A 24,776-nucleotide genomic window follows, 5' to 3' on the forward strand; every position below is an offset into this window, starting at 1 on the left:
CAGCATGAAAGCCATCAATCGTCTGGTCTCCTTTATCAAAGCCGACCATCGTTATGTGTACCTGGGCACGAGCGTCATCGCGGCGCTCGGACTGGCGTTTAGCCAGCGCAACCCCACGCCGCTGAGCTTCCTGGCCCCCACGGGCGTGTTCCAAGATTGCCTTTGGGCGATCCTGTGGGCGTGGCTCGTCGTGTCGGCGGCGGCGCTGGTCACCAAGCTTATGCACAGGAGCGACTATCGCGAAAAGTCGCCGTTCGCATCCGAGCGTTTCCGTCGTGGAGCACGCTTGGGCAGCTACGTCGCGGCCGCCATCGCGGCAGTTTTCTTTATCGACCGCTGCGTCATGTCGTTTATCGACCTGGTGCAGGTGAGCATTGTCTCGGATTCCAACCCCAGCGACTTTTTGTCGAGCCTGGTCTACATGACCTACAAAAGCGGCGACTTCTTCATTCGCGGCATCGAGATCACCGTCGCACTTGCGACCTTCGGCACCGTTATCGCCTTTTTCCTGGCACTGCTCTTTGTGTTTTTGCGCATTCAGACCTTCGATCGCGTGGACAACGACCTGGTGCGCTTCTTTAAGAGTATCGGCCGCGGCTTTACGACCGTCTACTCCACCATCGTGCGCGGCACGCCCATGATGGTCCAGGGCCTGCTCATCTATTACGCGGGCTTCACCGTTTTGCGCGGCATGGGCTTCGAGACCGCCCAGGCCAACCAGATTTGGAGTACCTTTACCGCCGGCCTCGTCACCATCTCGCTCAACTCCACCGCCTACATGATGGAGGTCCTGCGCGGCGGCATCGAGTCCATCGATTCCGGTCAGGCCGAGGCGGCGCGCTCGCTGGGTCTGTCGCAGTGGCAGGCTATGCGTAAAGTCGTGTTTCCCCAGGGCATTAAAAACGCGATTCCGGCGCTCACCAACGAGCTCATCATCAACATCAAGGACTCGTCGGTGCTCTCGGTCATCGGCGTGTTCGACCTCATGTACGCCACTACCACCGTCGCCGGCGTGTACTACCGCCAGATGGAGGTCTACTGCGTGACGCTCGTGGTCTACCTAATCCTGACGCTCGTGGCGAGCCGCCTGCTCGAGGCCTTTGGCAAAAAGCTCGGCGCCGAGGCCCCGGCCACGCTGCCCAGCTCCAACTAGGCTCAAGACGAGGAGAATCATCATGGCAGATACCGCCACTACCGGCGCTGCGGCCGCCGCACAGACCAATGAGCCGCTCATCCGCGTCGAGGGCCTGCACAAGAGCTTCGGCTCGCTCGAGGTGCTCAAGGGCATCGACCTGTCCGTTAACCCCGGCGAGGTCGTTACCATTATCGGCGCTTCGGGTTCGGGCAAATCGACCTTTCTGCGCTGCCTCAACCTGCTCGAGACCCCGGACGCGGGCCATATCTGGTTCCATGGCCAGGACCTCACGGCCGAGCGCTGCAACATTAACAAGCTGCGTGAGGACATCGGCATGGTGTTCCAGGGCTTCAACCTGTTTAACAACATGGACGTGCTCGATAACTGCACGCTTGCGCCCGTCACGCTCAAAAAGATGAGCAAGGCCGAGGCCGAAAAGGTCGCGCTGGAGCATCTGACGAGCGTGGGACTCGAAAAGTTCGCGCACGCCGCCGTGGGTCGCCTGTCCGGTGGTCAAAAGCAGCGCGTGGCCATCGCTCGTGCCCTATGCATGAATCCGCAGATCATGCTGTTCGACGAGCCGACCTCCGCACTCGACCCCGAGATCGTGGGAGAGGTGCTCGAGGTCATGCGCAAGCTCGCTGCCGACGGCATGACCATGGTCGTCGTCACGCACGAGATGGCCTTTGCCCGCACCGTGTCCGATCGCGTGGTCTTTATGGACAAGGGCGTGGTCCTCGAGGACGCCGCGCCGGCGGAGCTCTTTGGCAACCCCAAGCACCAGCGTACCCGCGAGTTCCTCTCGCGCTATCTTGAGGACAAATAACCAACCGCAAATGTTTGCATGGCAGGGCCGTTCCGGTGGGGCGGCCCTCGTCATCACAATCGAAAGGATGTCATGGCCGAGGTTTGGCGCTTCTTTGCGCATGAGGATGATTTTGCCGATTTGGACGAAGTTGGCGCGTGCGAGCGTCTGGGGCGCGTGCTGTCGTTTCCGACCGTTTCGAGTATGGATGCCGAGGCGGTGAACTGGCAGCCGTTCGATGACCTGCGCGCCTATATGCAGCAGGCGTGGCCACATGTGTTCGCGGCGGGCGAGGTCGAACTCATCGACCACTCGCTGCTGGTGACACTTGGCGGTTCCGACCCTGCCCTCAAGCCCGTTATGCTCATGGGCCACATGGACGTGGTTCCCGTGGTGCCCGGCACCGAGGCCGACTGGACGCATGCCCCCTTTAGCGGTCACGTGGACGACACCTACATTTGGGGTCGCGGCGCTATCGACATGAAAGACCAGGTCGCAGGTATTCTCGAGGCGGTTGAGTATGCGTTGGTGCACGGCTGGGAGCACGAGCGGACGCTGCTGCTCGCCTTTGGCCAGGACGAGGAAACCACGCAGTATGGAGCGGGGGCCATCGGCCGCGTGCTCGAGGAGCGCGGCGTTGAACTTGAATACCTGATCGACGAGGGTGACTACCGTATTGTTTCGGCTGCCGAGTACGGCGCGGGCGAGGGCTGGCTTATGCATGCCGACCTTGCCGAGAAGGGCTATGCCGATATCGTGCTCAAGACGAAGAGCGAAGGCGGACATTCGTCCAACCCCTACGGCGGCACATCGCTCGAGGTATTGAGCCGCGCTATCGCCGCAATCTGCGATATCGAGTGGCCGACGCGCGTGACCGATCTGCTTGCCGCGCAGCTTGTCGAGTTGGGGCTCTACACGGCGGATGAGATTGCCGCCAACGGAGGCGTCATTGTTCGCGACTGCCTCGCCAGCAACAAGCTCTATCCGCTCGTGACCACTACCTGTGCGCCCACGCAGATTGAGGGCGGCAGCACTGGCGCCAACGTGATGCCGCAGGATATGTGGGCCAATATTAACTTCCGCATGCTCGAGGGCACGGGCGTGGCTGATGTTGTTGATCGTTGCCGCGAGGCCGTTGCCGCTGCGGGCCTTACCGGGCGCGTGGAGGTCGAACTTGGCCCCGGCAGCTCAGAACCTTCGCCGTCCCCACGTGTTGGCGGACCGGGGCTCGAGGCCGTTCGCGCTATTGCCGCCCGCTACTTTCGTGATCAAAAGGGGGCGGAGGAAAACGTACCGAATGCGGCGGGCGGGGCTGCTGTCGGCATTGTGCCCTCAACTGTGATCGGTGCCACCGATGCGGCTAACTATCAGCGTATTTGCTCTGAATGCATTCGCTTTTCGGCGTTTGTGGTCGACGATGACGAGTGCGATCGCGGTGTCCACGGCACCAACGAGCGCATTACCCGCCGTGCCTACCTCCAAGGTGTCCACTTTTTCATCGCTCTGCTTCAAACGCTCTAGAATGTGACAAAGCGACAGTCCCTTTGTTAGCCGTTGTAGTCGTTGGGGACGTTCTTAAACGACTCGTCGTTAAGGAACGTCCCCAACGACTACGTCCACTCATTCCGTGCGGGTTATATGCAGGTTTGCCTGCGCACGCTATCATATATGGGTTAGACCGCAACTATGTACCCTATACGCGAAGGGATGCGCATGTATCTGAAAATCGACATGTTCTAGCTGGGCTTACCCCGCAACGGCGCCATGCGCCCCATCAATTCCGCCGATTTTCACCTTCACGCATATAAAGGAGTTCCGCCATGCGCGACAAGCTCGAAAAGATCATCAAGGCCTACGAGGAGCTCGAGAAGAAGCTTTCCGACCCGGCCGTCGCCTCCGACATCAAGGAGTTCACGCGTCTCAACAAGGAGTACGCGCACCAGTCCGACCTCATTGCCGCTGCGCGCGAGTACATCGGCGCGCTCGACGACATCGAGGCTGCCAAAGAAATGCTCCGTGACACTACCGATGCCGACGAGAAGGAGATGCTCCAGATGGACATCTCCGAGAACGAGGACAAGCTTCCCCAGCTCGAGGAAGACATCAAGTACATGCTCATCCCGAGTGACCCCAATGACGACAAGAACACCATCGTCGAGATCCGCTCCGCCGCAGGTGGCGACGAGGCGGCCATTTTCGCCGGTGACCTGTACAAGATGTACCAACGCTTCTGCGAGTCGCGTGGCTGGAAGACCACCGTGCTCGACTCCAGCCCCAGCGAGGCCGGCGGTTTTAAGTCCATCGAGTTCAAGGTCGAGGGCGACCGTGTCTACTCCGTCATGAAGTTCGAGTCCGGCGTGCACCGTGTCCAGCGCGTTCCCAAGACCGAGTCCCAGGGCCGCATCCAGACCTCCACGGCAACTGTCGCCGTGCTTCCCGAGGCCGAGGAGATCGACGTTCAGATCAACCAGTCCGACCTGCGCATCGATACCTACTGTGCCTCCGGTCCTGGCGGTCAGTGCGTTAACACCACCTACTCCGCCGTGCGCATTACCCACCTGCCCACCAATACCGTGGTGCAGTCGCAGGAGCAGCGTTCCCAGATTCAAAACCGCGAGGTCTGCATGCAGATGCTGCGTGCCCGTCTGTACGAGATGGAACTCGAGAAGCAGCAGGCCGAGCTCGGCGCCGAGCGCCAGAGCCAGATTGGCCACGGAAACCGTTCCGAGAAGATCCGTACTTACAACCAGCCCCAGGACCGCGTGACCGACCACCGTATCGGTTTCAACTCCACCTACAACGGCGTCCTTCTGGGCGACCAACTCGGTGCCGTCATCGAGGCGCTTGCCGCCGCCGAGCGTGCCGAGAAGCTGGCACAGGCCGTGTAGTAGGTTCCGCCGTTCTACCGAACGGCGGACCGGCCGACGCTGCGCGCCGCCCAGGGCGACAATTTGTCATTCAAAAGGCAAGGCATGACCAGAAGGTCTATGCCTTGCCTTTTTCATGCCAACTTGTTCGCCCTGGACGGCGCTCGCTGTCCGTCCTCTACCTGCGGCGGGTAGTCATTGGGGACTTATGCTCAGCCTGCGGCGCCTCAGAGGTAGTCATTGGGGACGTTCTTAAATGACTAGGTTGGGTAAATTACTTTTCGAGTTTATTTAATCTGCTTTGTTGGAAATTGAGCTGTCTACCTGCTTAAAGTAATTAACAACCTTCATCTGCTATTGAAAATATTGCTCGAAAAATCGTCCAAGAAGTCGCGGGGCCATTTTTGGTGCGTCGCACGTTAAGTGATTTGGCAAGTTCTTGGTTAGATATTGGTCAGTTTTGGGGCAACCTTGCCAAAAGCTTGACGAATGCAAATCTAGACGTCGGCGAATGAACACTTTGAACGAGCCCGGTGCAAAATTCTGGGCTGATTCTCGATAATCGCTTCCAATCGTCTCTTGCCGCGTGCCGCCCTCGCGTACAATCTGCTCCGACATTCGCGCGCCGCCCGGCGCTTAAGAGGGGAGGACCCATGGCAAACGAGATCTGGACCATCAGGCGTTGTCTCGAGTGGACCAAGGAGTACCTAGCCGAGCGCGGCGAAGAGCACCCCCGTCTTTCTGCCGAGTGGCTGTTGTGCGCAGCCACAGGCCTAGCGCGCATCGACTTATATATGCGTATGGACGACACGCTCGATGCAGCGCAGCTCGAGACCATGCACGCGGCGGTTGTCCGTCGCGCCAAGGGCGAGCCGCTGCAGTACATCACCGGCAGCACGCAGTTCCGCATGATCGACGTCGCGTGCGCCCCCGGCGTGCTCATTCCACGTCCCGAGACCGAGATGCTCGTCGAGGAAGTCCTCAATTATCTGGATGCCGAGGTTCTGAGCCCCGAGGCTGCCACCCGCCAGCGCGTAGAGTTGCCATGGAACGACGAGGTCGAGCAGGCGCGTAAAGCCGAAGTCGCATTGGCTGACGAACGCGCGACTGCCGAGCGCCGTGCCGCCAACCTCACGGCTGCCGATGAGGCGGCGTTGGGCGGAGACGTGCTGGGCAGCCGAGCTTATGCCGAGGAGCTGGCCGATCGTGAGGCCGAGGAAGCCGCCGCGCAGGCAGCTGAGGCCGAGACCGCGGAAGTCGCTGAGCCCGAGCTCGACGAATACGGCATTGCCATCGAAGGCGTCGAACAAGAGACGGCCCTAGTGCAGGATGCCGCCGCGTCTGTGCCTGCCGACCCCCGCATTGCCCGAGTTCTCGAGGTCGGCTGCGGCACGGGCTGCATTTCGCTCTCCCTTGCTTGGGAGCGTCGCGGCCATGTCGCCTGCACCGCTACCGATATCGAGCCGCGTGCCATCGACCTGGCCACCAAAAACCGCGATGCACTCGGGCTTACGTCCGATGAGGTCGCCTTCAGCCTCACGAACCTGGTGAGCTCTATCCCCCGCGAGGAGTGGGGCACCTTTGACGTGCTCGTTTCCAACCCGCCTTATATCCCGACTGACGTCATGCGCTCGCTGCCGCACGAGGTCAAGGACTTTGAGCCCGATTTGGCGCTCGAGGGCGGCGCCGATGGCCTTGATATCTTCCGCCGCCTGCTCAATGCGGCGCCCTATATGCTGCGCGCCGGCGGCCTGTTTGCCTGCGAGCTCTATGAGGGTGCCCTCGACGCCGCGGCCGAGCTCTGCCGCCAGGCGGGTCTTTCGGACGTACGCATCGTCCGTGACCTCACCGATCGTCCCCGCATCGTTCGAGCTATCGTCACCGAGCCCAAACAACGTCAGTAAAGTACGAAACGTATTGGCGGCGCGGCGGCGGGAGCGCTGCGCCGGAAATGTAAAGAGGCTTGTCACAGCTCAATTACCCCTCACTTTCACCGACTGCTATAGCCGCTCACCAAACCAACATGCGCTGTGGACAAATAGGTTAAACGTTTCGTGCGAGAATGCCCCTCAGTAAACAAACTTTCACCAGAGCGTAAGGGGCTGGCATACACATGCAGACGGTCTATCGGGTATTCGAGGGAGCGCGCGAGCCGCATCGGCTCGCCGTCGAGCGTACGGCCGAGGTGCTCGGCCGTGGCGGCCTGGCCCTGATCCCAACCGAGACCGTCTATGGCGTCGCTGTGGCAGTCAACACCTTCTCGGACGCCGTGCCCCAAGATACAAGCGAATCTCTGCCGTGGCCGCGCGATCCGCAGGCTGCCGTCAACGGCGCCGCGGTGCCCGCGCTCGGTACCGGCTACCGTCGCATCTTTACCCTCAAGCAGCGTGAGCTCACCCAAACGGTCGCCTGGCTGGTCGATGATGCCGAGGCCCTCGACCGCTACGGCGTGGATATCCCAGAAGAGGCACGCATACTTGCCCGACGATGCTGGCCGGGCGCCCTGACTATTGTGGTCAAGGCGGCTCCCTGCGTGCCGACCTTTATGCGTGCCGCCGACGACACGGTGGCTCTTCGCGCGTCGGCCTCGCCCGTGGTACAGGCGCTCATTCGCACCTGTGGCAGCCCACTTGCCTGTACGAGCGCCAATACACACGGCGCGCCCGCACCGGCAAGCTTTGCCGACGTTGAAGACCGCATTCTAGAAGGGGTCGACGTGGCCGTCGACGCGGGCGAGACGCCGTGCCGCGACGCTTCGACCATCGTGTCGTTCCAGCACGGCGGGCTCCAGATCCTGCGCCAAGGCGCACTTCCCGCGTCAGAGATTGAGCGGGTCCTGTCCGACCCGATGCAACAGAAAGGTGTAAGCGATGTCGTTGAATCTGGGCAGCCTGGGCATGGAAGATGCCTCGTTTGACTTTGGCGGTTCCTACATCATGGCGCTCGACTGCGGCACCACCTCGGTACTTGCGACCATCGTCGACGAGTACGGCTGCATTGTCGCCCAAGCGCGCCGCAGCGTCAAAACCAGCTTCCCGCGTCCCGGCTGGGTGGAGCAAGACCCCATGGCGGTCCTTGCCAGCCAGATTGCGGTCATGATGGAGGTTCAGTTTAAGAGCGGGATTCATTCCGATCGCATCGCCGCCATCGGTATCTCCAATCAGCGTGAGACCACGGTGGTCTGGGACCGCGTGAGCGGCCAGCCCATCTATAACGCCATCGTATGGCAGTGCCGTCGCACCGCGTCTCTGATCGATAATTTGGTTGAGCAGGGCGCAGAAGAGCTGGTGCGCTCCCGCACGGGGCTTACGCTCGACCCGTATTTCTCGGCCTCCAAGGTGCAGTGGATTCTCGACAACGTCGACGGCGCACGCGAGAGCGCGGCGGCGGGCGACCTCATGTTTGGCACCATCGACACCTGGCTCATCTACAACCTCACCGGCAGCCAGGTCTTTGCCACCGACTACACCAATGCCAGCCGCACGGCACTCTTTAATATCCATACGCTCGATTGGGACGACGACCTGCTGGCGCTCTTTGACGTTCCACGTTCCATGATGCCCGAGGTTCGTTGGAGTTCGGGCGACTACGGCCGCGTCGCGAGCGACATCATGACCAACATGCCATCCATCATGGGCGTGGCGGGCGACCAGCAGGCGTCGCTGTTCGGCCACTGCTGTTTCCATCCCGGCCAGACCAAAAACACCTATGGTACTGGTTGCTTTATGCTCATGAACACCGGCGACGAGGTCGTCGAATCCAAGAACGGTCTGGTCTCCACCATCGGTATCGCCGCGGACGGGAAGATCAGCTACGCACTCGAGGGTTCCATCTTTGCCGCCGGCTCCACCATGAACTGGCTTCGCAACAACATGGGCATCATCTCGAGCGTGAGCGAGTCGGCACAACTCGCCGCTTCGATTAACGACAACGAGGGCTGCTACTTCGTTCCCGCCTTTGCGGGTTTGGGCGCTCCCTGGTGGGACCCGCGTGCCCGCGGTATCGTGTGCGGTCTGACCGGCGCCTCGAGCCGTGCGACCATCGTACGTGCCGCCTGCGAATCCATGGCATATCAGAGCTACGACGTGCTGCGCGCCATGGAGCAGGACGTGGGGCTTTCGATCGAACGCCTGTCTGTCGATGGCGGCGCGTCGCGCAACGAGTTCATCATGCAATTCCAGGCCGACCTGCTGGATATCCCCGTGCTGCAATGCGAGACGGTGGAGACCACGGCAATCGGTGCCGCGTACTTGGCGGGCCTTGCCGTCGGCTATTGGGAAGACCTGGAAGAGCTGGAGCAAAATGCCCAGATCGTTAGGACCTTCCTTCCCCACATGTCCGCCGAGCGCCGCGAGCAAAACCTTGCGGGCTGGCGCGATGCGGTCAAGCGCTCGCTCAGTACCGCACAGTAGGGCTGCGACGGGCCACTCGATACAGCAAACCGCTAAACTTGTGTATGGCGCGCGGCGGCAACATCGCTGCGCGCCATGCCAGCAAGGTCGTTTTACGGCCGCAACGAAAGGGGCAATCAACTCATGACCGTTACCTACGATGCGTCCCGTGTGACGCTTGTCGATCATCCGCTCGTCCAGCACAAGCTGTCGATCCTGCGCGACAAAAACACCGGCACCAATCAGTTCCGCCAGCTCGTGCGCGAACTCGCGCTTTTTGACGGCTACGAGGCCATGCGCGACCTGCCTATGGAAGACGTCGAGGTCGAGACCCCCATCACTACCGCCACGTTCAAACAGCTCGCCGGCAAGAAACTCGCCATCGTGCCCATCCTGCGTGCGGGCCTTGGCATGGTCGACGGCATCCTCGACCTGGTGCCCTCCGCTCGCGTGGGCCACATCGGTATGGAGCGCGACGAGGTTACCCACGAACCGCATGAGTATTACTGCAAGATGCCCAAGGATATCGACCAGCGCATCTGCCTGGTTGTCGACCCCATGCTCGCCACGGGCGGTTCGGCCGAGATGGCCATCAGCTACCTGCGCGAGCGCGGTGTCAAGGACATCCGCATGCTGTGCATCGTCGCGGCCCCCGAGGGCCTCAAGTCGCTGACCGAGAAGGACCCAGATGTGCATATCTATACCTGTGCCATCGACGACCATCTCAACGAGGCTGCCTACATCGTTCCCGGCCTCGGCGACGCCGGCGACCGCATCTACGGCACGCTCTAGTCGCTGGGCATGGGCAGCTGCACGTGCTCATTCGTGCATGATTGGTGCGTGCGGGTGTACGAGTGACGCCTGCACGCATATTTATGAGTGTCGTCGCAGTCACAGAGGGCCCAAAACGCGCTATACCGTAGGTACGGTATAAAGAGTGTCTTAAGAAAATGTACAGTTGTGTATTAACTTACGTTTTTCCACTTGTCATCGCGTGTTCGGTTCGTACAATAGTCAACAACGCTGTCGCGCTGCGCTTACGCGGGTGCGGCGGCGTTTGTCAAGTACGCTCGTCGGCCATCGCGACCCATTCGTCCTCAGTGCTCGGCCTTTTGTCCGTTTGACACCCCAAGGGGCTAAAGACGCGATTAAGGTTGGGCAACAGTGCATTGATTTTGCAATCATGCGCCCTAAAATACTAGGACGATGTGAGCGGGGTATGGCTCCATGTGGGCTATATGTCGCGAGAAGGGAACGCACATGCCGGTTGAGCTGGCAGGCCACGTGCCGTTCATCGCAACGGGATTCGTCGTCGGTCTTGTTGCATTTTTGCCGTTGTACCTTGCGCTTGCTTCGGTGCTGGCGCATCGACGCGATGCCAACATGACGGTAGGCATGTTGGGTATCATGGTGTCGTTTGCGGTGCTCTTTATGGGCGTCGTAATTGTGCACCTGGTAGCCCCCGTGGCGCTCATCGCCTTTTTGTGCGGCGAGCTCGCCGGGTTTTTGATTTGTTGGATCGTGATCGCCTGCATGGTGATTATGAAGGATTAAAGGCGTTGCCCCACCTTGGTGCGGGCAAACAGGGAAGGTGGAATCTTGGACGCATTTGCCAAGTTACCCAGCGCGATCGCCGAGCTCGTCGCTGAGTTCTCCTCGGCTCCGGTCGTGGGTGACCTTAACGCGGGCCTGACGCAGTACTCGTTCTGGCTGCTTATCGCCGCTGTCGTCATGTTCGTGGTCTTTTTCGCGTTTACTAAGAAGCAGAAGGTTGTCCCCGAGGGCTTCTTCGTTAACGGCGTCGAGTGGGTCATCGAGTACGTGCAGGACGATATCGCCAAGGGTGTCGTTGGCGACAACTGGAAGAAGCACTTCCCGTTTTTGGCCTCGCTGTTCTTCTTTATCCTGATCAACAACTTTATCGGCCTCATCCCCGGCATGAAGCCCGGCACCGGTGCCATCGGCTGTACCGCCGCCCTCGCACTCGTATCGTTTGTGTACTTCATCTATTTCGGTATCAAGAAGCACGGCTTCTTTGGGTACTTCAAGAGCCTCGCCCCTGCGGGCGTCGCCTTCCCCATGAACGTCTTCGTGTGGGTCATCGAGCTCTTCTCGCTGTGCCTGCGCCTGGTCACGCTCGCCGTCCGTCTGTTCTGCAACATGTTCGCCGGCCACATCGTCATGGGCTCGTTCGCCATCATGGCCACGCTCTTTGCCCAGCCGATGCTGGAGCACTTTACGGCCATGAACGCCGTGGGCGCCCTGCCCAGCGTGGCGTGGGTTTTGATTCTTTTGGTAATCTACGCCGTCGAGCTGATCGTTGCCTTTGTTCAGGCATACGTTTTTACGGTCCTCGAGGCCGTGTACATTCAGATCGCAGAGGCTGACGCCCACTAGCGGTCGCATTTATTTGGTGTTCGGAGGCGCGGCACCCGCGTGCGCCTCTACAACATAGGTATTTATCCTGCGCACACGCGCACGACAAAGGAGGAATCGTGGGAGTTATCGGATATGGTCTCGGCGTTATCGGTGCCGGTCTCGCAATTGGTCTTGCAGCATTCGGTGCTACGGGCGCTATGGCTCGTCAGCCTGAGGTCCAGGGCCGTGCCTTCACCGTCTTCATTCTTGCATCTGCATTCACCGAGGCTCTGGGCCTGATCGGCTTCGTCGTTACGCTGATTTCGTAATTGAGCACGAAGGTAGTCGCCATGAAGCATTTCAACCACGCGAAAGTCGCTGCTGCGCTGACGGGCGCCATGCTCGCCATGCCGGTGTCGGCATTCGCCGAGGAGTCTGAGAACAAGGCCGAGATCCTCGTCCCCAAGATGGCGGAATTCGTCCCTGCACTCATTGCCTTCCTCATCATCTTCATCGTTTTGGCCAAGTTCGCCTGGCCGCAGATTCTGCAGACGATGGAAGAGCGCGGCAGGCGCATCAAGGACAGCCTCGATGAGGCTGAGACCACCAAGCGCAAGGCCATCGAGGCCCGCAAGGAGTCCGACGCCCTCCTCACCGACGCCCGTCGTCAGGCTGCCGACATCGTGACCGCCGCCCGTCAGGACGCCGAGTCCGAGCGCGCCCGCATTGTCGCCAAGGCTCACGAGGAGGCCGAGGACATCATTGCCAAGGCCCACGCCAACGCCGAGGACGAGCGCAACTCCATCTATGCCGCCGCTGCCGGCTCCATCGCCGATCTTTCCGTCTCCGTTGCGACCAAGATTGTCGGCGAGGCCCTCGAGAACGACGACGAGCAGCGTCGTCTGATCGAGCGCTACATAAAGGAAGCAGGTAGCCTGAATGCCTAACAGCCGCATGGAGAACAGGGTTCTCGAGACCTATGCACGTACCCTCCTGGAGGCCGCTAAGGCCGAGGGCCGTGTGTTCCGCGATCTTCACGAGCTTGAGGTCATCGCGAACGCCAGCCCCGAGGTGCTTGCTGTCCTCGGTACCGTGTTCGAGCGCGGCCAGCTCGATCTTCTGCCGCAGATTGCATCGGCTTATCGGATGGTAACCGCGACCGACGAGGACGTCGTAGGCGTCACCGTCACCACGGCTGTCCCGCTCGATGACGAGCTGCGCCGCACGATTACCGAGAAATGCGAGGCCGATCTAAAGCGCAAGGTGTTCCTGATCGAGAAGGTCGATCCGTCCATCATCGGCGGTCTGATTCTCGAGGCCCGCGGCCAGCGTCGCGACGTTACCGTCAAGACCCAGCTGCGCGCAGCGCGTGAGGCCCTCGGTTCCACGATTTTGAATAACGGAGGTGAAGCCTAGTTATGTCCGATACCCTCAATGCCGAAAGCATCGCCCGCGTCCTGCAGGCGAAGCTCGATGGCCTGGCGGCTACCGTCGACACGCAAGAGGTTTCCCATGTTGACGAGGTTGGCGACGGCATCGCGCGCGTCTCGGGACTGCGCAACGCCATGGCCGGCGAGCTCTTGGAGTTCAAGAGCTCCGAGACCGGCGAGACCGTCTACGGCCTTGCCCAGAACCTCGACCGCGATGAGGTCGGTGCTGTTCTGTTCGGCGCCGTCAACGTCATCAAGGAAGGCGACGAGTGCCGTACCACCGGTCGCGTCATGGATATTCCCGTGAGCCGCGCCATGCTCGGTCGCGTCGTCAACCCGCTGGGTCAGCCCATCGACGGCCTGGGCGATATCGTCGCCACGCACCGTCGCCCCATCGAGTTCAAGGCCCCCGGCGTTATCGACCGCACCCCGGTCTGCGAGCCGGTTCAGACTGGTCTGCTCGCTATCGACTCCATGGTTCCTATCGGCCGTGGCCAGCGTGAGCTCATCATCGGCGACCGTAAGACCGGCAAGACCGCCATCGCGATCGATGCCATCCTCAACCAGCGCGGTAAGGACATGGTCTGCATCTACGTCGCTATCGGCCAGAAGGCCTCCACGGTTGCCAACATCCGTGAGACCCTCGCCCAGCACGGCGCACTCGACTACACCATCATCGTCTCGGCTACCGCTGCCGACTCGGCCCCTATGCAGTACATCGCCCCTATGGCCGGTGCCGCTATCGGCGAGTTCTTTATGTACAACGGCGAGAACGGCGAGCCCGCCAGCGAGACCAACCCCGGCGGCCATGTGCTCGTCATCTACGATGACCTATCCAAGCAGGCTGTCGCCTATCGTCAGATGTCGCTGACGCTGCATCGTCCGCCCGGACGCGAGGCCTATCCTGGCGACATCTTCTACCTGCACTCTCGCCTGCTCGAGCGTGCCGTCAAGATGTCCAAGAAGAACGGCTACGGATCCATGACGGCCCTGCCGGTCATCGAGACCCAGGACGGCGACGTTTCGGCCTACATTCCGACCAACGTCATTTCCATTACCGATGGTCAGATCTACCTGCAGTCCGAGCTCTTCTTCCAGGGCCAGCGCCCGGCAGTCGACGTCGGCATCTCGGTGTCGCGCGTCGGTGGCTCCGCTCAGACCAAGGCCATGAAGCAGGTCGCCGGCAACCTCCGTCTGGACCTTGCCGCCTACCGTGAGCTCGCCGGTTTTACCCAGTTCGGTTCCGACCTGGATGCAGCCACCCAAAAGCAGCTTACCCACGGTGCGCACATGACCGAGCTTCTTAAGCAGCCGCGCTTTAAGCCGTTCGACGTCGCCGAGCAGATCGTTACGCTGTTCGCCGGCAACGAGGGCTTTATCGACGACCTGCCCCTTTCCGAGGTGCTGCCGTTCCGCGCCGAGCTGCTCGAGTACATGAATGCTGGCTTTGGCGGCTTGCTGCAGAAGGTCCGTACCAACAAGATCGACGGCGAGACCAAAGAGCAGCTGCTTCAGGCCATCACCGATTTCAAGAACGAGTACGCCTCCAAGCATGCCTCCACCGCGAGCGCAGCTGAGGGCGCAGAGGAGAACTAAGCTCTATGGCTAACCTTCGCGACATTAAGAAGCGAATCTCCTCGGTCACGAGCACCAAGCAGATCACGCGCACGATGGAGATGGTCTCTACGGCCAAGATCCGTCGCGCGCTCGATCGAGCCACGCAGGCTGAGCCCTACAAGAAGGCGCTCACCGACGTCATGCACACCGTTGCGAGCGATACAGAGACTGTCGGCGACAACCCCATGCTCAAGACGCATGAGGAGTTCAAGCGCGGTCTGATCATCGCGATCACGTCCGATCGCGGTCTGGCGGGCGGCTTCAACGTCAACGTTGAGCGCACCTGCGAGAAAATCGCTCGCGAATGGGCACATGATGGCGCCGAGTGCGAGATCATCGCATGCGGTCGCAAGGCGAGCGAGTATTTCCGCAGCCGTGCCAACACGGTCATGCACTTCGAGGGTTCCTCGGCCGACCCGAGCCTCGAGGATGCCCGCATGATCGCGAGCTATATCTGCGACGAGTACTCCAAGGGTCAGCTCGACCGCGTCGAGATCGTGTACCATCACGCTCGCAACCGCGTCGATCAGGTTCTTCGTACCGAGCATTTGCTTCCGCTCGACCCCGAGATGATCGCCATGGCACATGGCCCGCGTAAGAACGCAGACGAGGGCCCCGAGCGCGTTTCGTCCTCGTTCAAGTTCGTGCCGAGCGCCCAGCATGTGTTGGCTGAGCTGGTCCCCAGCTACATCCTGACCGTCATTCACCAGGCGCTGATCGATTCGGCCGCCGCCGAGCAGGGTGCGCGCCGTAAGGCCATGCACTCCGCCACGGAGAACGCGTCGTCGATCATCTCGACTCTTACCCGTACGTATAACCGCGTGCGTCAGGCTTCCATTACCACGGAGATCAACGAGATCGTGGGCGGAGCCGCAGCATTGGAGGAACACTAATGGCAGATACCACCGTTAAAGCGGCGGTCGAGGAGGCCACGGCACGTCAGACGGCCGGTGAGGGACGTATCGTCCGTATCATCGGCGCAGTTGTCGACGTTAAGTTCGATGGCGCTGTCCCCTCGATCTACAACGCGCTCACGGTCGAGGCCGATACGCCGATGGGTCACATCAGCACCATCCTGGAGGTTGAGTCTCAGCTTCCCGGCGGTGTCGTTCGTACCGTCGCCATGACGTCGACCGACGGCTTGCAGCGCGGCGTCGTCGCGGTCGACACCGGCGCACCCATGAAGATGCCCGTCGGCCCCGAGACCCTCGGCCGCATTTGGAATGTTATGGGCCAGCCTGTCGATGGTAAGCCCATGCCCCAGATCGATGAGTTTTATCCCATCCATCACCCGGCACCTCATTTCGACGAGCTCACTACCAAGACCGAGATCTTCGAGACCGGCATTAAGGCCGTCGACCTGCTCGAGCCCTACATCCGTGGCGGCAAAACTGGTCTGTTTGGCGGCGCCGGCGTCGGCAAGACCGTTCTGATTCAGGAGCTCATCAACAACCTCGCCCAGGAGCATGGCGGCACCTCGGTGTTCACCGGCGTTGGCGAGCGTACCCGTGAGGGTACCGATCTGTTCCTCGAGATGAGCGAGTCTGGCGTTATCGACAAGACCTGCTTGGTCTACGGTCAGATGAACGAGCCGCCTGGAGCGCGTCTGCGCATCGGTCTGGCCGGCCTCACCACCGCTGAGTACTTCCGCGATCGTGGCCAGGACGTCCTGCTGTTCATCGATAACATTTTCCGCTTCTCCCAGGCCGGTTCCGAGGTTTCCGCCCTTCTGGGCCGTATGCCGTCCGCGGTTGGCTACCAGCCCACGCTGGCTACCGAGATGGGCGACCTCCAGGAGCGCATCACCTCGACCAAGACGGGTTCCATCACCTCCGTTCAGGCTGTCTACGTCCCTGCAGACGACCTGACCGACCCGGCTCCCGCCACGACGTTTACGCACCTCGACGCCACGACCGTTCTTTCGCGTTCCATCGCCGAGCTCGGTCTGTATCCCGCAATCGACCCCTTGGCTTCCTCTTCCGACGCCCTGGATCCCTCGATTGTCGGCGAGGAGCACTATCGTGTGGCCGTCGCAGTCCAAGAGCTGCTCCAGGAGTACTCCGACCTGCAGGACATCATCGCCATTCTGGGTATGGACGAGCTTTCCGAGGAGCAGCGCCTTACGGTCAACCGTGCCCGTAAGCTCCAGCAGTTCCTGTCTCAGTCCTTCCACGTCGCCGAGCAGTTCACCGGCAACCCCGGTGTCTACATCCGTGTCGAGGACACGGTCCGCTCGTTTGCCGCCATTGTCGACGGCGAGTGCGACGACCTGCCCGAGCAGGCGTTCCGTTATGCGTCCACGATTGACGACGTGCGCGAGCGCGCCGCCAAGATGGAGGAGAAGTAGTGGCTATGCAAATCCGCATCGTGTGTCCGGAGAGCTGCGCCTATGAAGGCGAGGCGGCATTTGTCGCCCTGCCTTCCACGGACGGCGAGTTCGGCATTCTTCCGCGTCACGCTAGCGAGATCTGCACGATCGATCGCGGCTACGTTCGCGTTTGTGATAAGCAAATGGGCACCGTCGACCACACGTTTGCTGTGGACGGCGGCTATGCCCAGGTTGCGGACGATGTCGTGATTGTCCTCGCCGAGCGCGCTTGCGATTTGGCGACCGTCGATGCCGACAAGCTTAAAGCTGATATTCAAGGTTTTGAAGAGAAGCTGGGTAATTTGTCGGAGGATGATGCACGTCGCGCCTACCTCTATAATGAAATCGCATGGTGTAAGCTCATGCTTGCCCAATAGTCAAACGATTTGGCGTTCGACCATTTGCGAACACATCATGCCCGGGATGGCCCAGCCATCCCGGGCATGCTTTTTGAAAGGGTAGACCTTGGATATTATCCGTGTTGAAGGTGGCCACACCATCGGAGGCTCCGTGCCTGTTTCGGGTGCAAAGAACTCTGCACTCAAACTCATGGCGGCAACGCTTCTGGCACCGGGGAAGACGACGCTGCAGAACGTGCCCGATATCTCGGATGTCCATGTTATGGGCAAGGTGCTCAAGGGTATGGGTGCCAAGATTGACGTTCTCGATGAGCATACGCTCGAGATCGACACTTCTCAGGTTGATTCCTGGGAGGCTCCCTACGAGCTTGTCGCCAAGATGCGCGCCTCCACGGCCGTGATGGGTCCCCTGCTGGGCCGTTTCCATCGTGCCAAGATTGCCATGCCGGGTGGCTGCAATCTGGGTGCCCGTAAGATCGACATGCACATCTTGGGTCTTGAGGCCTTGGGCGTTGAGTTCGATACCGCCCACGGCTATATCAACGCCAACGCGCCCCAGGGCCTGCGCGGTACCACCGTCACGCTCGAGTTCGCCAGCGTCGGCGCTACCGAGAACCTCATCATGGCGGCCGTGCGCGCGCAAGGCGCTACGGTTATCGATAATGCGGCTCGCGAGCCCGAGATCGTCGACCTTGCCAACATGCTCAACGAGATGGGCGCCAAGATTGTTGGCGCCGGCACGCCCGTCGTGACCATCAAGGGTGTGGACGAACTGCATCCCGTTACCCATCGCGTGGTGGGCGACCGCATCGAGGCCGGCACCTTTATCGTTGCCGGTGCTCTGATGGCCGATGACCGCGGTGTCGACGTTACGGGCTTTTGCCCCATTCACTTGGGCATGGTGCTCAAGAAGATGGAGCTCATGGGCATCGAGTGTGAGCGAATCGAGAATGGCGTTCACGTGAGTCGTGTCGAGCACATCAGGCCGGTCGATATTCAGACACTCCCGTTCCCGGGCTTCCCGACGGACATGCAGGCGCAGATCATGGTGCTTTCCGCTCTTGCTGATGGCAGCTCTGTGATTACCGAGAATATCTTCGAGAACCGCTTCATGTTCGCGTCGGAGCTGGTCCGTATGGGCGCGGATATCCGCATCGAAAGCCATCACGCCATGATTCATGGCGTCAAGGGGTTCTCGGGTGCACAGGTTACCTCGCCTGATCTGCGCGGCGGCGCCGCGCTCGTCGTTGCTGGCCTTATCGCCGACGGCGTTACCGAGGTCTCGGCCATCCATCACATCAAACGTGGCTATGAGCAGTTTGTCGAAAAACTGCAGGCACTTGGTGCAAACGTCGAGCACGCCACTGTTCCCGATCCCGTCATCTACTAATGCAGGTTGCCTATGTTTAATAATAAGAAGCCCTTAGCGGATACTCGAAGACCTTCAACCGGCGCACAGGCCAAGATCTACAGTCGCGATAATGTTGCACGCTACTCCGAGCGCGCTCGTCAGCGCCGCCGCGGCCAGACAATCCGTCGCGTTGCGCTTATCGCCGTGCTTGGCGTGCTGTTGAGCGCTACGACTGCCGCCGGGCTGTGGTTCGCCAGCATTATGGGCAAGCTCGGCGATTCCAATGTCATTACCGACAATCTGCGCCATATCTTGGTGGATACCAATGAGGCCAAGGATCCGTTCTACGTGCTTCTTTTGGGTACCGATGGTCGTCCGGGCGAGGACACGTATCGCGCCGATTCAATTATCTTGGCGCGCATCGACCCTACGCAAAAGCAGGCTACGCTTATATCCATTCCACGTGATACCAAGGTTGTCTATAACGGCGAAACCATGAAGGTCAACGCCTGCCATACCTATGGCGGTGCCGAGGCCATGGTTCAAGCGGTCAATGAGCTGTGCGGCGTGCAGATTTCCCACTATGCCGAGGTTAGCTTTGACGGTATGCAATCATTGATTGACTCTGTGGGCGGTATCGACATCAACGCCACCGACGATGTCGATGACCCCGAGCATCTGGACATTAAGATTACGGCAGGCCAGCAGCACATGGACGGTGCTACCGCGCTCACCTATGCCCGTTGCCGCTATACCTATGCCGACGGCGACTATACGCGCATGCGTCACCAACGCCAGGTGCTTGGTGCCCTTGCCAACCAGATTCTCAACAACTTTGATGCTACGAAGGTCTTCGACCTGGTTAATTCGCTGTCCGATATGCTTGTGACCGATATGAGCGTTCAGGACATCGTGTCTACGGTCAATGCTATGCGCGGCATGGATGTCGATGGCATCTATTCGGCGAATCTGCCTTCCTACGCAGATGAAACCACCATGATCGACGGCCAGAGCTATGTCTTTGTCTACGAGGACGAGCTTAAGGAGATGATGGCGCGCGTCGATGCCGGCAAGGATCCTAAGGGACCAAACACCATGGGCCTATCCGACGGAACCAGCTCCACAATCGGTGATTTGAGCAACCATACTTCTGACGATTACGCCTACGGTACGGCCGGTTCGTCGGAAAGCTCGGGCGATTCGAGCTATTCGGACGATTCGAGCTATTCGGACGATTCGGATTACAGCTCATATTATTACGAGGAGCCCACTGGCGACGGCAACGGTTACGAAGCCAACTACTAGGGTTGCGCGGGCTTGCCAGTCCGCGCAACGGCTCGACGTTGCGCGCCGCCCAGAGCGACAATTTGTCATTCAAAAGGCAGGGCATGACCGTCCTGCCTTTTTCATGCCAACTTGTTCGCCCTGGACGTCGCTCGCTGACGTTGATTCAACCAGCGATGCCGACTACTCCCCTTGCACCAAAAAATCGCCCCGTTCTCGGTTTTGAGGACGGGGCGATTTTGCTTACCTAGATTATTCGAGTTCCTTATGCGAAGCGGGCGACGAGCTCCTGCAAGACGTCGGTCATTTTGACAAGCGAGCTGACCGGAACAAACTCATTGACGCCGTGGTAGCAGTAGCCGCCCGTCGAAAGGTTGGGACAGGGCAGGCCGCGGAACGACAGCTGTGCACCGTCGGTGCCGCCGCGAATCGGCAGCACCTGGGGCTCAACATCGCAGGCAAGGAAGGATTCCTTAGCGACATCGATCAGCTCTGGGTAGTCGCGGACAATCTCGGCCATGTTACGGTACTGGTGCTTGATCTCGACCGTTACGCGCTCCTCGCCCAGACGCTGGTTGAGCAGCGCGGCGGCAGCATCCATCAGATCGAGCTTCTGCTGGAACTTGGCGGCATCGTGATCACGGACGATATAGCGCGCCGTGGCATGGTCGACTGTGGCAGAAACGCCCTCAAGGTGATAGAAGCCCTCGTAGCCCTCGGTGTATTCCGGACGCTGCACGTAGGGGAGCAGGGCATTGAAGTCGCAGAACAGATTGCCCGCGTTAACCATGCGGCCCTTGGCGTCGCCGGGGTGAATGGACTGGCCCTCAAAGCTAACGGTAGCCTCGGCGGCGTTGAAGCACTCCCACTCAAGCTCGCCAACCGGACCGCCGTCGACTGTGTAGGCATACTTACAGCCAAAGTCCTCGATATCCAACAGCTCGGCACCGTGGCCGATTTCCTCGTCCGGGCAGAAACAAATACCAAGCGTGGGGTGGGGCAGGCTGGGGTCCTGTGCAATGCGTGCGACGAGCGCCATAATCTCGGCGACACCGGCCTTATCGTCGGCGCCCAGCAGCGTGGTGCCGTCGGTGCAAACCAGGTCCTCGCCCAAAAGGTTGTTGAGGGCGGGGAGCTTGGCGGTGCTCATGGATACGGGCTTGCCGTCGACGATGCCGCAAACCAGATCGCCGCCCTCGTAGTGCACAATGTGCGGCGCTACGCCGGCGCCCGGTGCGACCTCGGTGGTGTCGAGGTGCGCGATCAGGCCCAGGGCGGGCTGATTCTCGGAGCCGGCGCTCGCGGGAATGTGAGCGCAGACATAGGCGTTTTCGGTTACATGGGCATCGGTTGCACCAAGCTCGCGCAATTCCTCGGCAAGCACATTGGCAAGATCAAACTGGACGGTGCTCGACGGAACCTGGTCACAGTTGGCATCCTCGGACTGTGTGTTGATCTGGACGTAGCGCAAAAAACGCTCGAGTACGTCGGGGTTCGTGGTGGTGTTTTCCATAGAGACCGCTCCAATCTTGGTTGTCGTGTGCAACAAGAACTCTAGCACGGTATGCCGCGGCATACCGCGACGCTTGGATGGGGTAGAATCAGCCATTGAATGCAGAAGGGACGGATGTTCATGGATACGACAAATAGCTCGCGCGAGCTACATCTAACGGTGGCGAACGAAGACTACTTGGAGTGCATGGTTCGCATCGAAAGCGAGGATGGGGAGACTAATGGCGTGCGGTCGGTCGATATCGCACAGCGCCTTGGCGTCTCGAAGGCATCGGTCAACAAGGCGGTTTCGGCTCTCAAGGCATCCGAACTTGTCGAGCAGTCTCACTACGGCAAGGTTATCCTGACCAACCGTGGGCGCGAGGTCGGTTTGGCTATCTGGTATCGCCATCGCCTGATTCGCACATTTTTGGTCCAGGAGCTCGGCGTCGACTTTGAGCGCGCCGATGCCGAGGCCTGCATGATGGAGCACGCGCTTTCCGAGGACACAATGGTCCGTTGGCTCGCCTATCTCGAAAAGCAGGGAATCAGCATCGAGGAATAGCGAAACATATATATGGATACGAGTTATTACAATCGCTTCGGCGGCGAGGAGCTTATGTGCCGACTTGCCAGCGAGACGCTGCTGGCACAGGGTCCGATGGGCAGCGTGCTGCTGAGTGAATACGGTGCTGCCGATATTCCGCCGGCATTTTGGAACCTCGCCGAACCACAGACGGTTTCTCGCATCCACCGACTGTATGCCGCCGCTGGCGCACAGGTACTCATTACCAATACGTTCCAGGCATCGGGTTTTGCGCTCGATCGCGATGGAATCGCTCCATCTATGGCAGAGGTCAATCGCGGGGCGGTCGACGATGCCCGCCAGGCAAATCCCCAGCTATTGCTGGGGTCCATGGGGCCTATTGCGATTGAGTGGTTTGTCGAGGATTCTTCCGAGTATCGAGAGATTCGCGCAAATGCTCGCGAGCAGGCGTCCGCCCTGCTCAACGCCGGCGTCGACGGGATTCTGGTCGAGACGATCACGTCTATCCGCAATCTGCAGCCCGTGCTCGCCGGTGCCCATGATGCCGCTGATGGCATGCCCGTTCTGGTGAGCTTTGCTATTGATGACAAGGGCGACCTGCTGGGTGATGGCCTAAACATCGAAGGTGCCATCTTGTATGCCGAGAAGCACGGTGCGAGCTCGGTTGGGGTCAATTGCTGCACCCTGACAGCGGCTACCGCTGCGGTACCAAGAATGGTCAAGATAGCCACGACGCCCGTTACTGTACGTCCCAATGCGGGAAATCCGGTCCAAACGCAAGATGGGCCCGTGTGGCACGAGGACCCCGAAGCTTTCGCGCGCGCATGCGTCGAGTGGAAGCGGGCTGGCGCCGCAATGGTTGGTGGCTGTTGCGGAACCACGGCGATCACGACGGCTGCTATGGCAGACGCGCTCGATATATAGAGTCCGAAGAAAAGCACATTCGAATTACCGCCCCAATCGGGGCGGTTTTTTCTCTACATGCGCCCTCGACGGCTTTTGCCTAAACGGTGAATGCGTGCGCCGGCGGCTTGCCGGGCGCTCGTTGCGGGTATACCACCTGCGTACCATGATCCAAACACTGCGAGGTGTCTGCGTGTGTGCGCGATAATTCATTTTGGAACTGATGGCTGGCGCGCTCGCGTCGGCGAGGATTTTAACGCTGACAATGTTGCCCGTATCGCTGATGCCGCCGGCGAGCTCTGGCAAAAGACATATCCCGGCAAGACGGTATATATCGGGTATGACACCCGTCCCCGGGCGCGCGAGTTTGCAGAACTTGCAGCTGGCGTGCTTGCGGCCCATGGCCTTGATGCCGTGCTCGCGGCCCGTTTTGTACCCACGCCTGCCATCACGTGGGCTGCCGCATACGATGGCGAGGCGTGCGGGGCGCTCATGGTGACCGGTTCACATCATCCGCAGGGCTATCTCTGTCTCAAACTGCGCATGGGCGATGGTTCCACGGCAAACCAGGACGTCATCGAAGAGCTCGAGGCAACGATGGCCGCCGAACCTCTGGGGCTCGAGGAGCAGTATCGCACGGCGGATATCATTCCCGACTATATGCGAGCGGTAGCATCGTTTGTCGATGCCGATGCCATTCGTGCCGCTCGTCTGCGCGTGGTGGTCGACCCCATGGGGGGAGCGGCTCAAGGTTATCTTGCCGATTTGCTGCGCGAGCTGGGTGTTGAGGTCCATGAGATTCATGCGGGGCAAGCATCGGATTGGAGGGATATCTGTCCCGATCCCGTAGAGCCGTGGGTGGATGCCTGCGAGCGTGCAGTTATCGAAGACGGCGCGTGTGCCGGCCTGGTGACCGATGGCGATGCTGACCGTATTGGCGCGGTCGACGAGCGCGGTAGATATATACATCCGCATCAGATCATGGCGCTCGTAATGGGCGAATTGGTTCAGTTTCGCAATTTGAAGGGGCGAGTCGTCGTCAATCTATCGTGCTCGACGCTTGTACGTCGTGTTGCCGAGGCACTCGGTTGCCGCGTGACCGTAAAACCGGTTGGCTTCAAATATATAGCCGCCGAGATGAAAAAAGACGGGGTGCTTATGGGCGGTGAGGAGGCCGGTGGCATCGGCATTGCCGCGCATATGCCCGAGCGTGACGGCATTCTCGCTTGCCTACTCCTGTGTGAGCTCATGGCAAAGACGGGGGCTTCGCTGGGCGTGCTGGTCGATCAGCTCGAGGCGAGTTTTGGAAAAACAAGTTATGGCCGTCGAGATTTACGACTTGAGGCAGAAGATGCCGAGTCGCTGCGCACGCTGCTTCCCGGTGTGAATCCCAAGTCGATTTGCGGCAAGGCGCCGCAGAGCGTAAGTCACATGGACGGCTTGCGTTTGGCATTTGAGGATGATACCTGGCTGTTGGTTCGCCCGAGTGGCACTGAGCCGGTGGTGCGAGTGTACGCCGAGGGCTTTTCGGTGGAGGAGCGCGACGAGTTGCTTGATGCCGGCTGCGCTTTGGCTCGGGGCGCATATCGGCTCTAGCCATGGGGCTGCTCAATATAAAGATATGCTCGGCGAGTGGTAGGTAACGACTGGCAAGCGTCAGCTGCGGGTATAAATGTGTAGGAGTTGTGTGCAACCAGATTCCCGCCCCGCGGGCCCCTCCGGTCTGGCAATATATCTCCTTGCCGCGCGGCCCGGTCGAACCGGGAACCGGCGCAGGCGTGCACCTTGAGAACCGGATACTGCGAGGATGGACACACCAGATGTGTCGCATCCGGGCAGACATCGAACCATTTGAAATGGTCTGACTTGG

At 60.2% G+C, this 24,776-nt stretch carries 23 protein-coding genes; 22 read left to right on the plus strand and 1 reads right to left on the minus strand.

Annotated elements, in window-relative coordinates; translation table 11 throughout:
- Nucleotides 1–4 precede the first annotated feature (4 nt).
- The 19 genes from ACTQX9_RS06610 (at nucleotide 5) to ACTQX9_RS06700 (ending at nucleotide 19,986) form a co-directional block, all read left to right on the plus strand.
- A complete protein-coding gene (locus ACTQX9_RS06610; RefSeq protein ID WP_441540810.1) occupies nucleotides 5–1,153 on the plus strand; it encodes an amino acid ABC transporter permease in 1,149 nt (382 codons plus the stop codon).
- A gap of 22 nt (nucleotides 1,154–1,175) precedes the next feature.
- Nucleotides 1,176–1,961 (plus strand): amino acid ABC transporter ATP-binding protein, encoded by a 786-nt coding sequence (locus ACTQX9_RS06615; protein WP_154518360.1) that lies wholly within the window; start codon nucleotides 1,176–1,178, stop codon nucleotides 1,959–1,961.
- Nucleotides 1,962–2,033: 72 nt separating this feature from the next.
- Nucleotides 2,034–3,461 (plus strand): M20/M25/M40 family metallo-hydrolase, encoded by a 1,428-nt coding sequence (locus ACTQX9_RS06620; protein WP_441067853.1) that lies wholly within the window; start codon nucleotides 2,034–2,036, stop codon nucleotides 3,459–3,461.
- 299 nt (nucleotides 3,462–3,760) lie between these two features.
- A complete protein-coding gene (gene prfA, locus ACTQX9_RS06625; protein WP_154518366.1) occupies nucleotides 3,761–4,828 on the plus strand; it encodes a peptide chain release factor 1 in 1,068 nt (355 codons plus the stop codon).
- Between the two features lie 632 nt (nucleotides 4,829–5,460).
- A complete protein-coding gene (locus ACTQX9_RS06630; protein ID WP_441031993.1) occupies nucleotides 5,461–6,711 on the plus strand; it encodes a N5-glutamine methyltransferase family protein in 1,251 nt (416 codons plus the stop codon).
- Between the two features lie 209 nt (nucleotides 6,712–6,920).
- The gene (locus ACTQX9_RS06635; protein WP_441540811.1) at nucleotides 6,921–7,724 is read left to right on the plus strand and encodes an L-threonylcarbamoyladenylate synthase; all 804 of its coding nucleotides are present in this window, start codon (nucleotides 6,921–6,923) and stop codon (nucleotides 7,722–7,724) included.
- A complete protein-coding gene (gene glpK / locus ACTQX9_RS06640; RefSeq protein WP_441540812.1) occupies nucleotides 7,678–9,219 on the plus strand; it encodes a glycerol kinase GlpK in 1,542 nt (513 codons plus the stop codon). The genes ACTQX9_RS06635 and glpK overlap by 47 nt, the downstream gene beginning before the upstream one ends.
- 123 nt (nucleotides 9,220–9,342) lie before the next feature.
- Entirely contained in the window at nucleotides 9,343–9,990 is a 648-nt protein-coding gene (gene upp / locus ACTQX9_RS06645) for a uracil phosphoribosyltransferase (protein ID WP_040359658.1), read from the plus strand.
- A 468-nt stretch (nucleotides 9,991–10,458) separates the two neighbouring features.
- On the plus strand, nucleotides 10,459–10,752 hold the full coding sequence (locus ACTQX9_RS06650) for a hypothetical protein (protein WP_441031998.1): 294 nt from the start codon (nucleotides 10,459–10,461) through the stop codon (nucleotides 10,750–10,752).
- A gap of 45 nt (nucleotides 10,753–10,797) precedes the next feature.
- Nucleotides 10,798–11,595: a F0F1 ATP synthase subunit A gene (gene atpB, locus ACTQX9_RS06655; protein ID WP_441032000.1), complete on the plus strand. Its 798-nt coding sequence runs from the start codon at nucleotides 10,798–10,800 to the stop codon at nucleotides 11,593–11,595.
- Between the two features lie 98 nt (nucleotides 11,596–11,693).
- The gene (locus ACTQX9_RS06660; protein ID WP_303941830.1) at nucleotides 11,694–11,885 is read left to right on the plus strand and encodes an ATP synthase F0 subunit C; all 192 of its coding nucleotides are present in this window, start codon (nucleotides 11,694–11,696) and stop codon (nucleotides 11,883–11,885) included.
- Between the two features lie 21 nt (nucleotides 11,886–11,906).
- Nucleotides 11,907–12,503, plus strand: a complete 597-nt coding sequence (gene atpF / locus ACTQX9_RS06665) for a F0F1 ATP synthase subunit B (protein ID WP_441540813.1) — start codon at nucleotides 11,907–11,909, stop codon at nucleotides 12,501–12,503.
- The gene (locus ACTQX9_RS06670) at nucleotides 12,496–12,972 is read left to right on the plus strand and encodes a F0F1 ATP synthase subunit delta (protein ID WP_427727743.1); all 477 of its coding nucleotides are present in this window, start codon (nucleotides 12,496–12,498) and stop codon (nucleotides 12,970–12,972) included. The genes atpF and ACTQX9_RS06670 overlap by 8 nt, the downstream gene beginning before the upstream one ends.
- 2 nt (nucleotides 12,973–12,974) lie before the next feature.
- A complete protein-coding gene (atpA, locus tag ACTQX9_RS06675) occupies nucleotides 12,975–14,582 on the plus strand; it encodes a F0F1 ATP synthase subunit alpha (RefSeq protein WP_441540814.1) in 1,608 nt (535 codons plus the stop codon).
- 5 nt (nucleotides 14,583–14,587) lie between these two features.
- Nucleotides 14,588–15,496, plus strand: coding sequence for an ATP synthase F1 subunit gamma (gene atpG / locus ACTQX9_RS06680; RefSeq protein ID WP_441041458.1), 909 nt, complete (start codon nucleotides 14,588–14,590; stop codon nucleotides 15,494–15,496).
- Nucleotides 15,496–16,950, plus strand: coding sequence for a F0F1 ATP synthase subunit beta (atpD, locus tag ACTQX9_RS06685; RefSeq protein WP_427727748.1), 1,455 nt, complete (start codon nucleotides 15,496–15,498; stop codon nucleotides 16,948–16,950). The genes atpG and atpD overlap by 1 nt, the downstream gene beginning before the upstream one ends.
- A gap of 5 nt (nucleotides 16,951–16,955) precedes the next feature.
- Nucleotides 16,956–17,348, plus strand: coding sequence for an ATP synthase F1 subunit epsilon (gene atpC / locus ACTQX9_RS06690; protein WP_427727755.1), 393 nt, complete (start codon nucleotides 16,956–16,958; stop codon nucleotides 17,346–17,348).
- A gap of 88 nt (nucleotides 17,349–17,436) precedes the next feature.
- Nucleotides 17,437–18,720 (plus strand): UDP-N-acetylglucosamine 1-carboxyvinyltransferase, encoded by a 1,284-nt coding sequence (gene murA / locus ACTQX9_RS06695; protein ID WP_441540815.1) that lies wholly within the window; start codon nucleotides 17,437–17,439, stop codon nucleotides 18,718–18,720.
- A 12-nt stretch (nucleotides 18,721–18,732) separates the two neighbouring features.
- Nucleotides 18,733–19,986: an LCP family protein gene (locus ACTQX9_RS06700; RefSeq protein WP_441540816.1), complete on the plus strand. Its 1,254-nt coding sequence runs from the start codon at nucleotides 18,733–18,735 to the stop codon at nucleotides 19,984–19,986.
- A 244-nt stretch (nucleotides 19,987–20,230) separates the two neighbouring features.
- Here the strand turns inward: ACTQX9_RS06700 and pepT are convergent, their stop codons facing one another.
- Entirely contained in the window at nucleotides 20,231–21,478 is a 1,248-nt protein-coding gene (gene pepT / locus ACTQX9_RS06705) for a peptidase T (RefSeq protein WP_441540817.1), read from the minus strand.
- 120 nt (nucleotides 21,479–21,598) lie between these two features.
- On the opposite strand from pepT, the gene ACTQX9_RS06710 reads away from it, so the two are divergent.
- The 3 genes from ACTQX9_RS06710 (at nucleotide 21,599) to ACTQX9_RS06720 (ending at nucleotide 24,502) form a co-directional block, all read left to right on the plus strand.
- Entirely contained in the window at nucleotides 21,599–22,021 is a 423-nt protein-coding gene (locus ACTQX9_RS06710) for a metal-dependent transcriptional regulator (RefSeq protein WP_154518396.1), read from the plus strand.
- A 12-nt stretch (nucleotides 22,022–22,033) separates the two neighbouring features.
- Entirely contained in the window at nucleotides 22,034–22,927 is an 894-nt protein-coding gene (locus ACTQX9_RS06715) for a homocysteine S-methyltransferase family protein (RefSeq protein WP_441540818.1), read from the plus strand.
- Between the two features lie 174 nt (nucleotides 22,928–23,101).
- Nucleotides 23,102–24,502 carry a phosphoglucomutase/phosphomannomutase family protein gene (locus ACTQX9_RS06720; protein ID WP_427719693.1) on the plus strand — a complete coding sequence of 467 codons (1,401 nt, stop codon included), beginning with the start codon at nucleotides 23,102–23,104 and terminating at the stop codon, nucleotides 24,500–24,502.
- The last annotated feature ends 274 nt before the right edge of the window (nucleotides 24,503–24,776 follow it).

It is taken from the genome of Collinsella sp. LCP19S3_F2 (assembly GCF_052121015.1).
GTDB lineage: Bacteria > Actinomycetota > Coriobacteriia > Coriobacteriales > Coriobacteriaceae > Collinsella.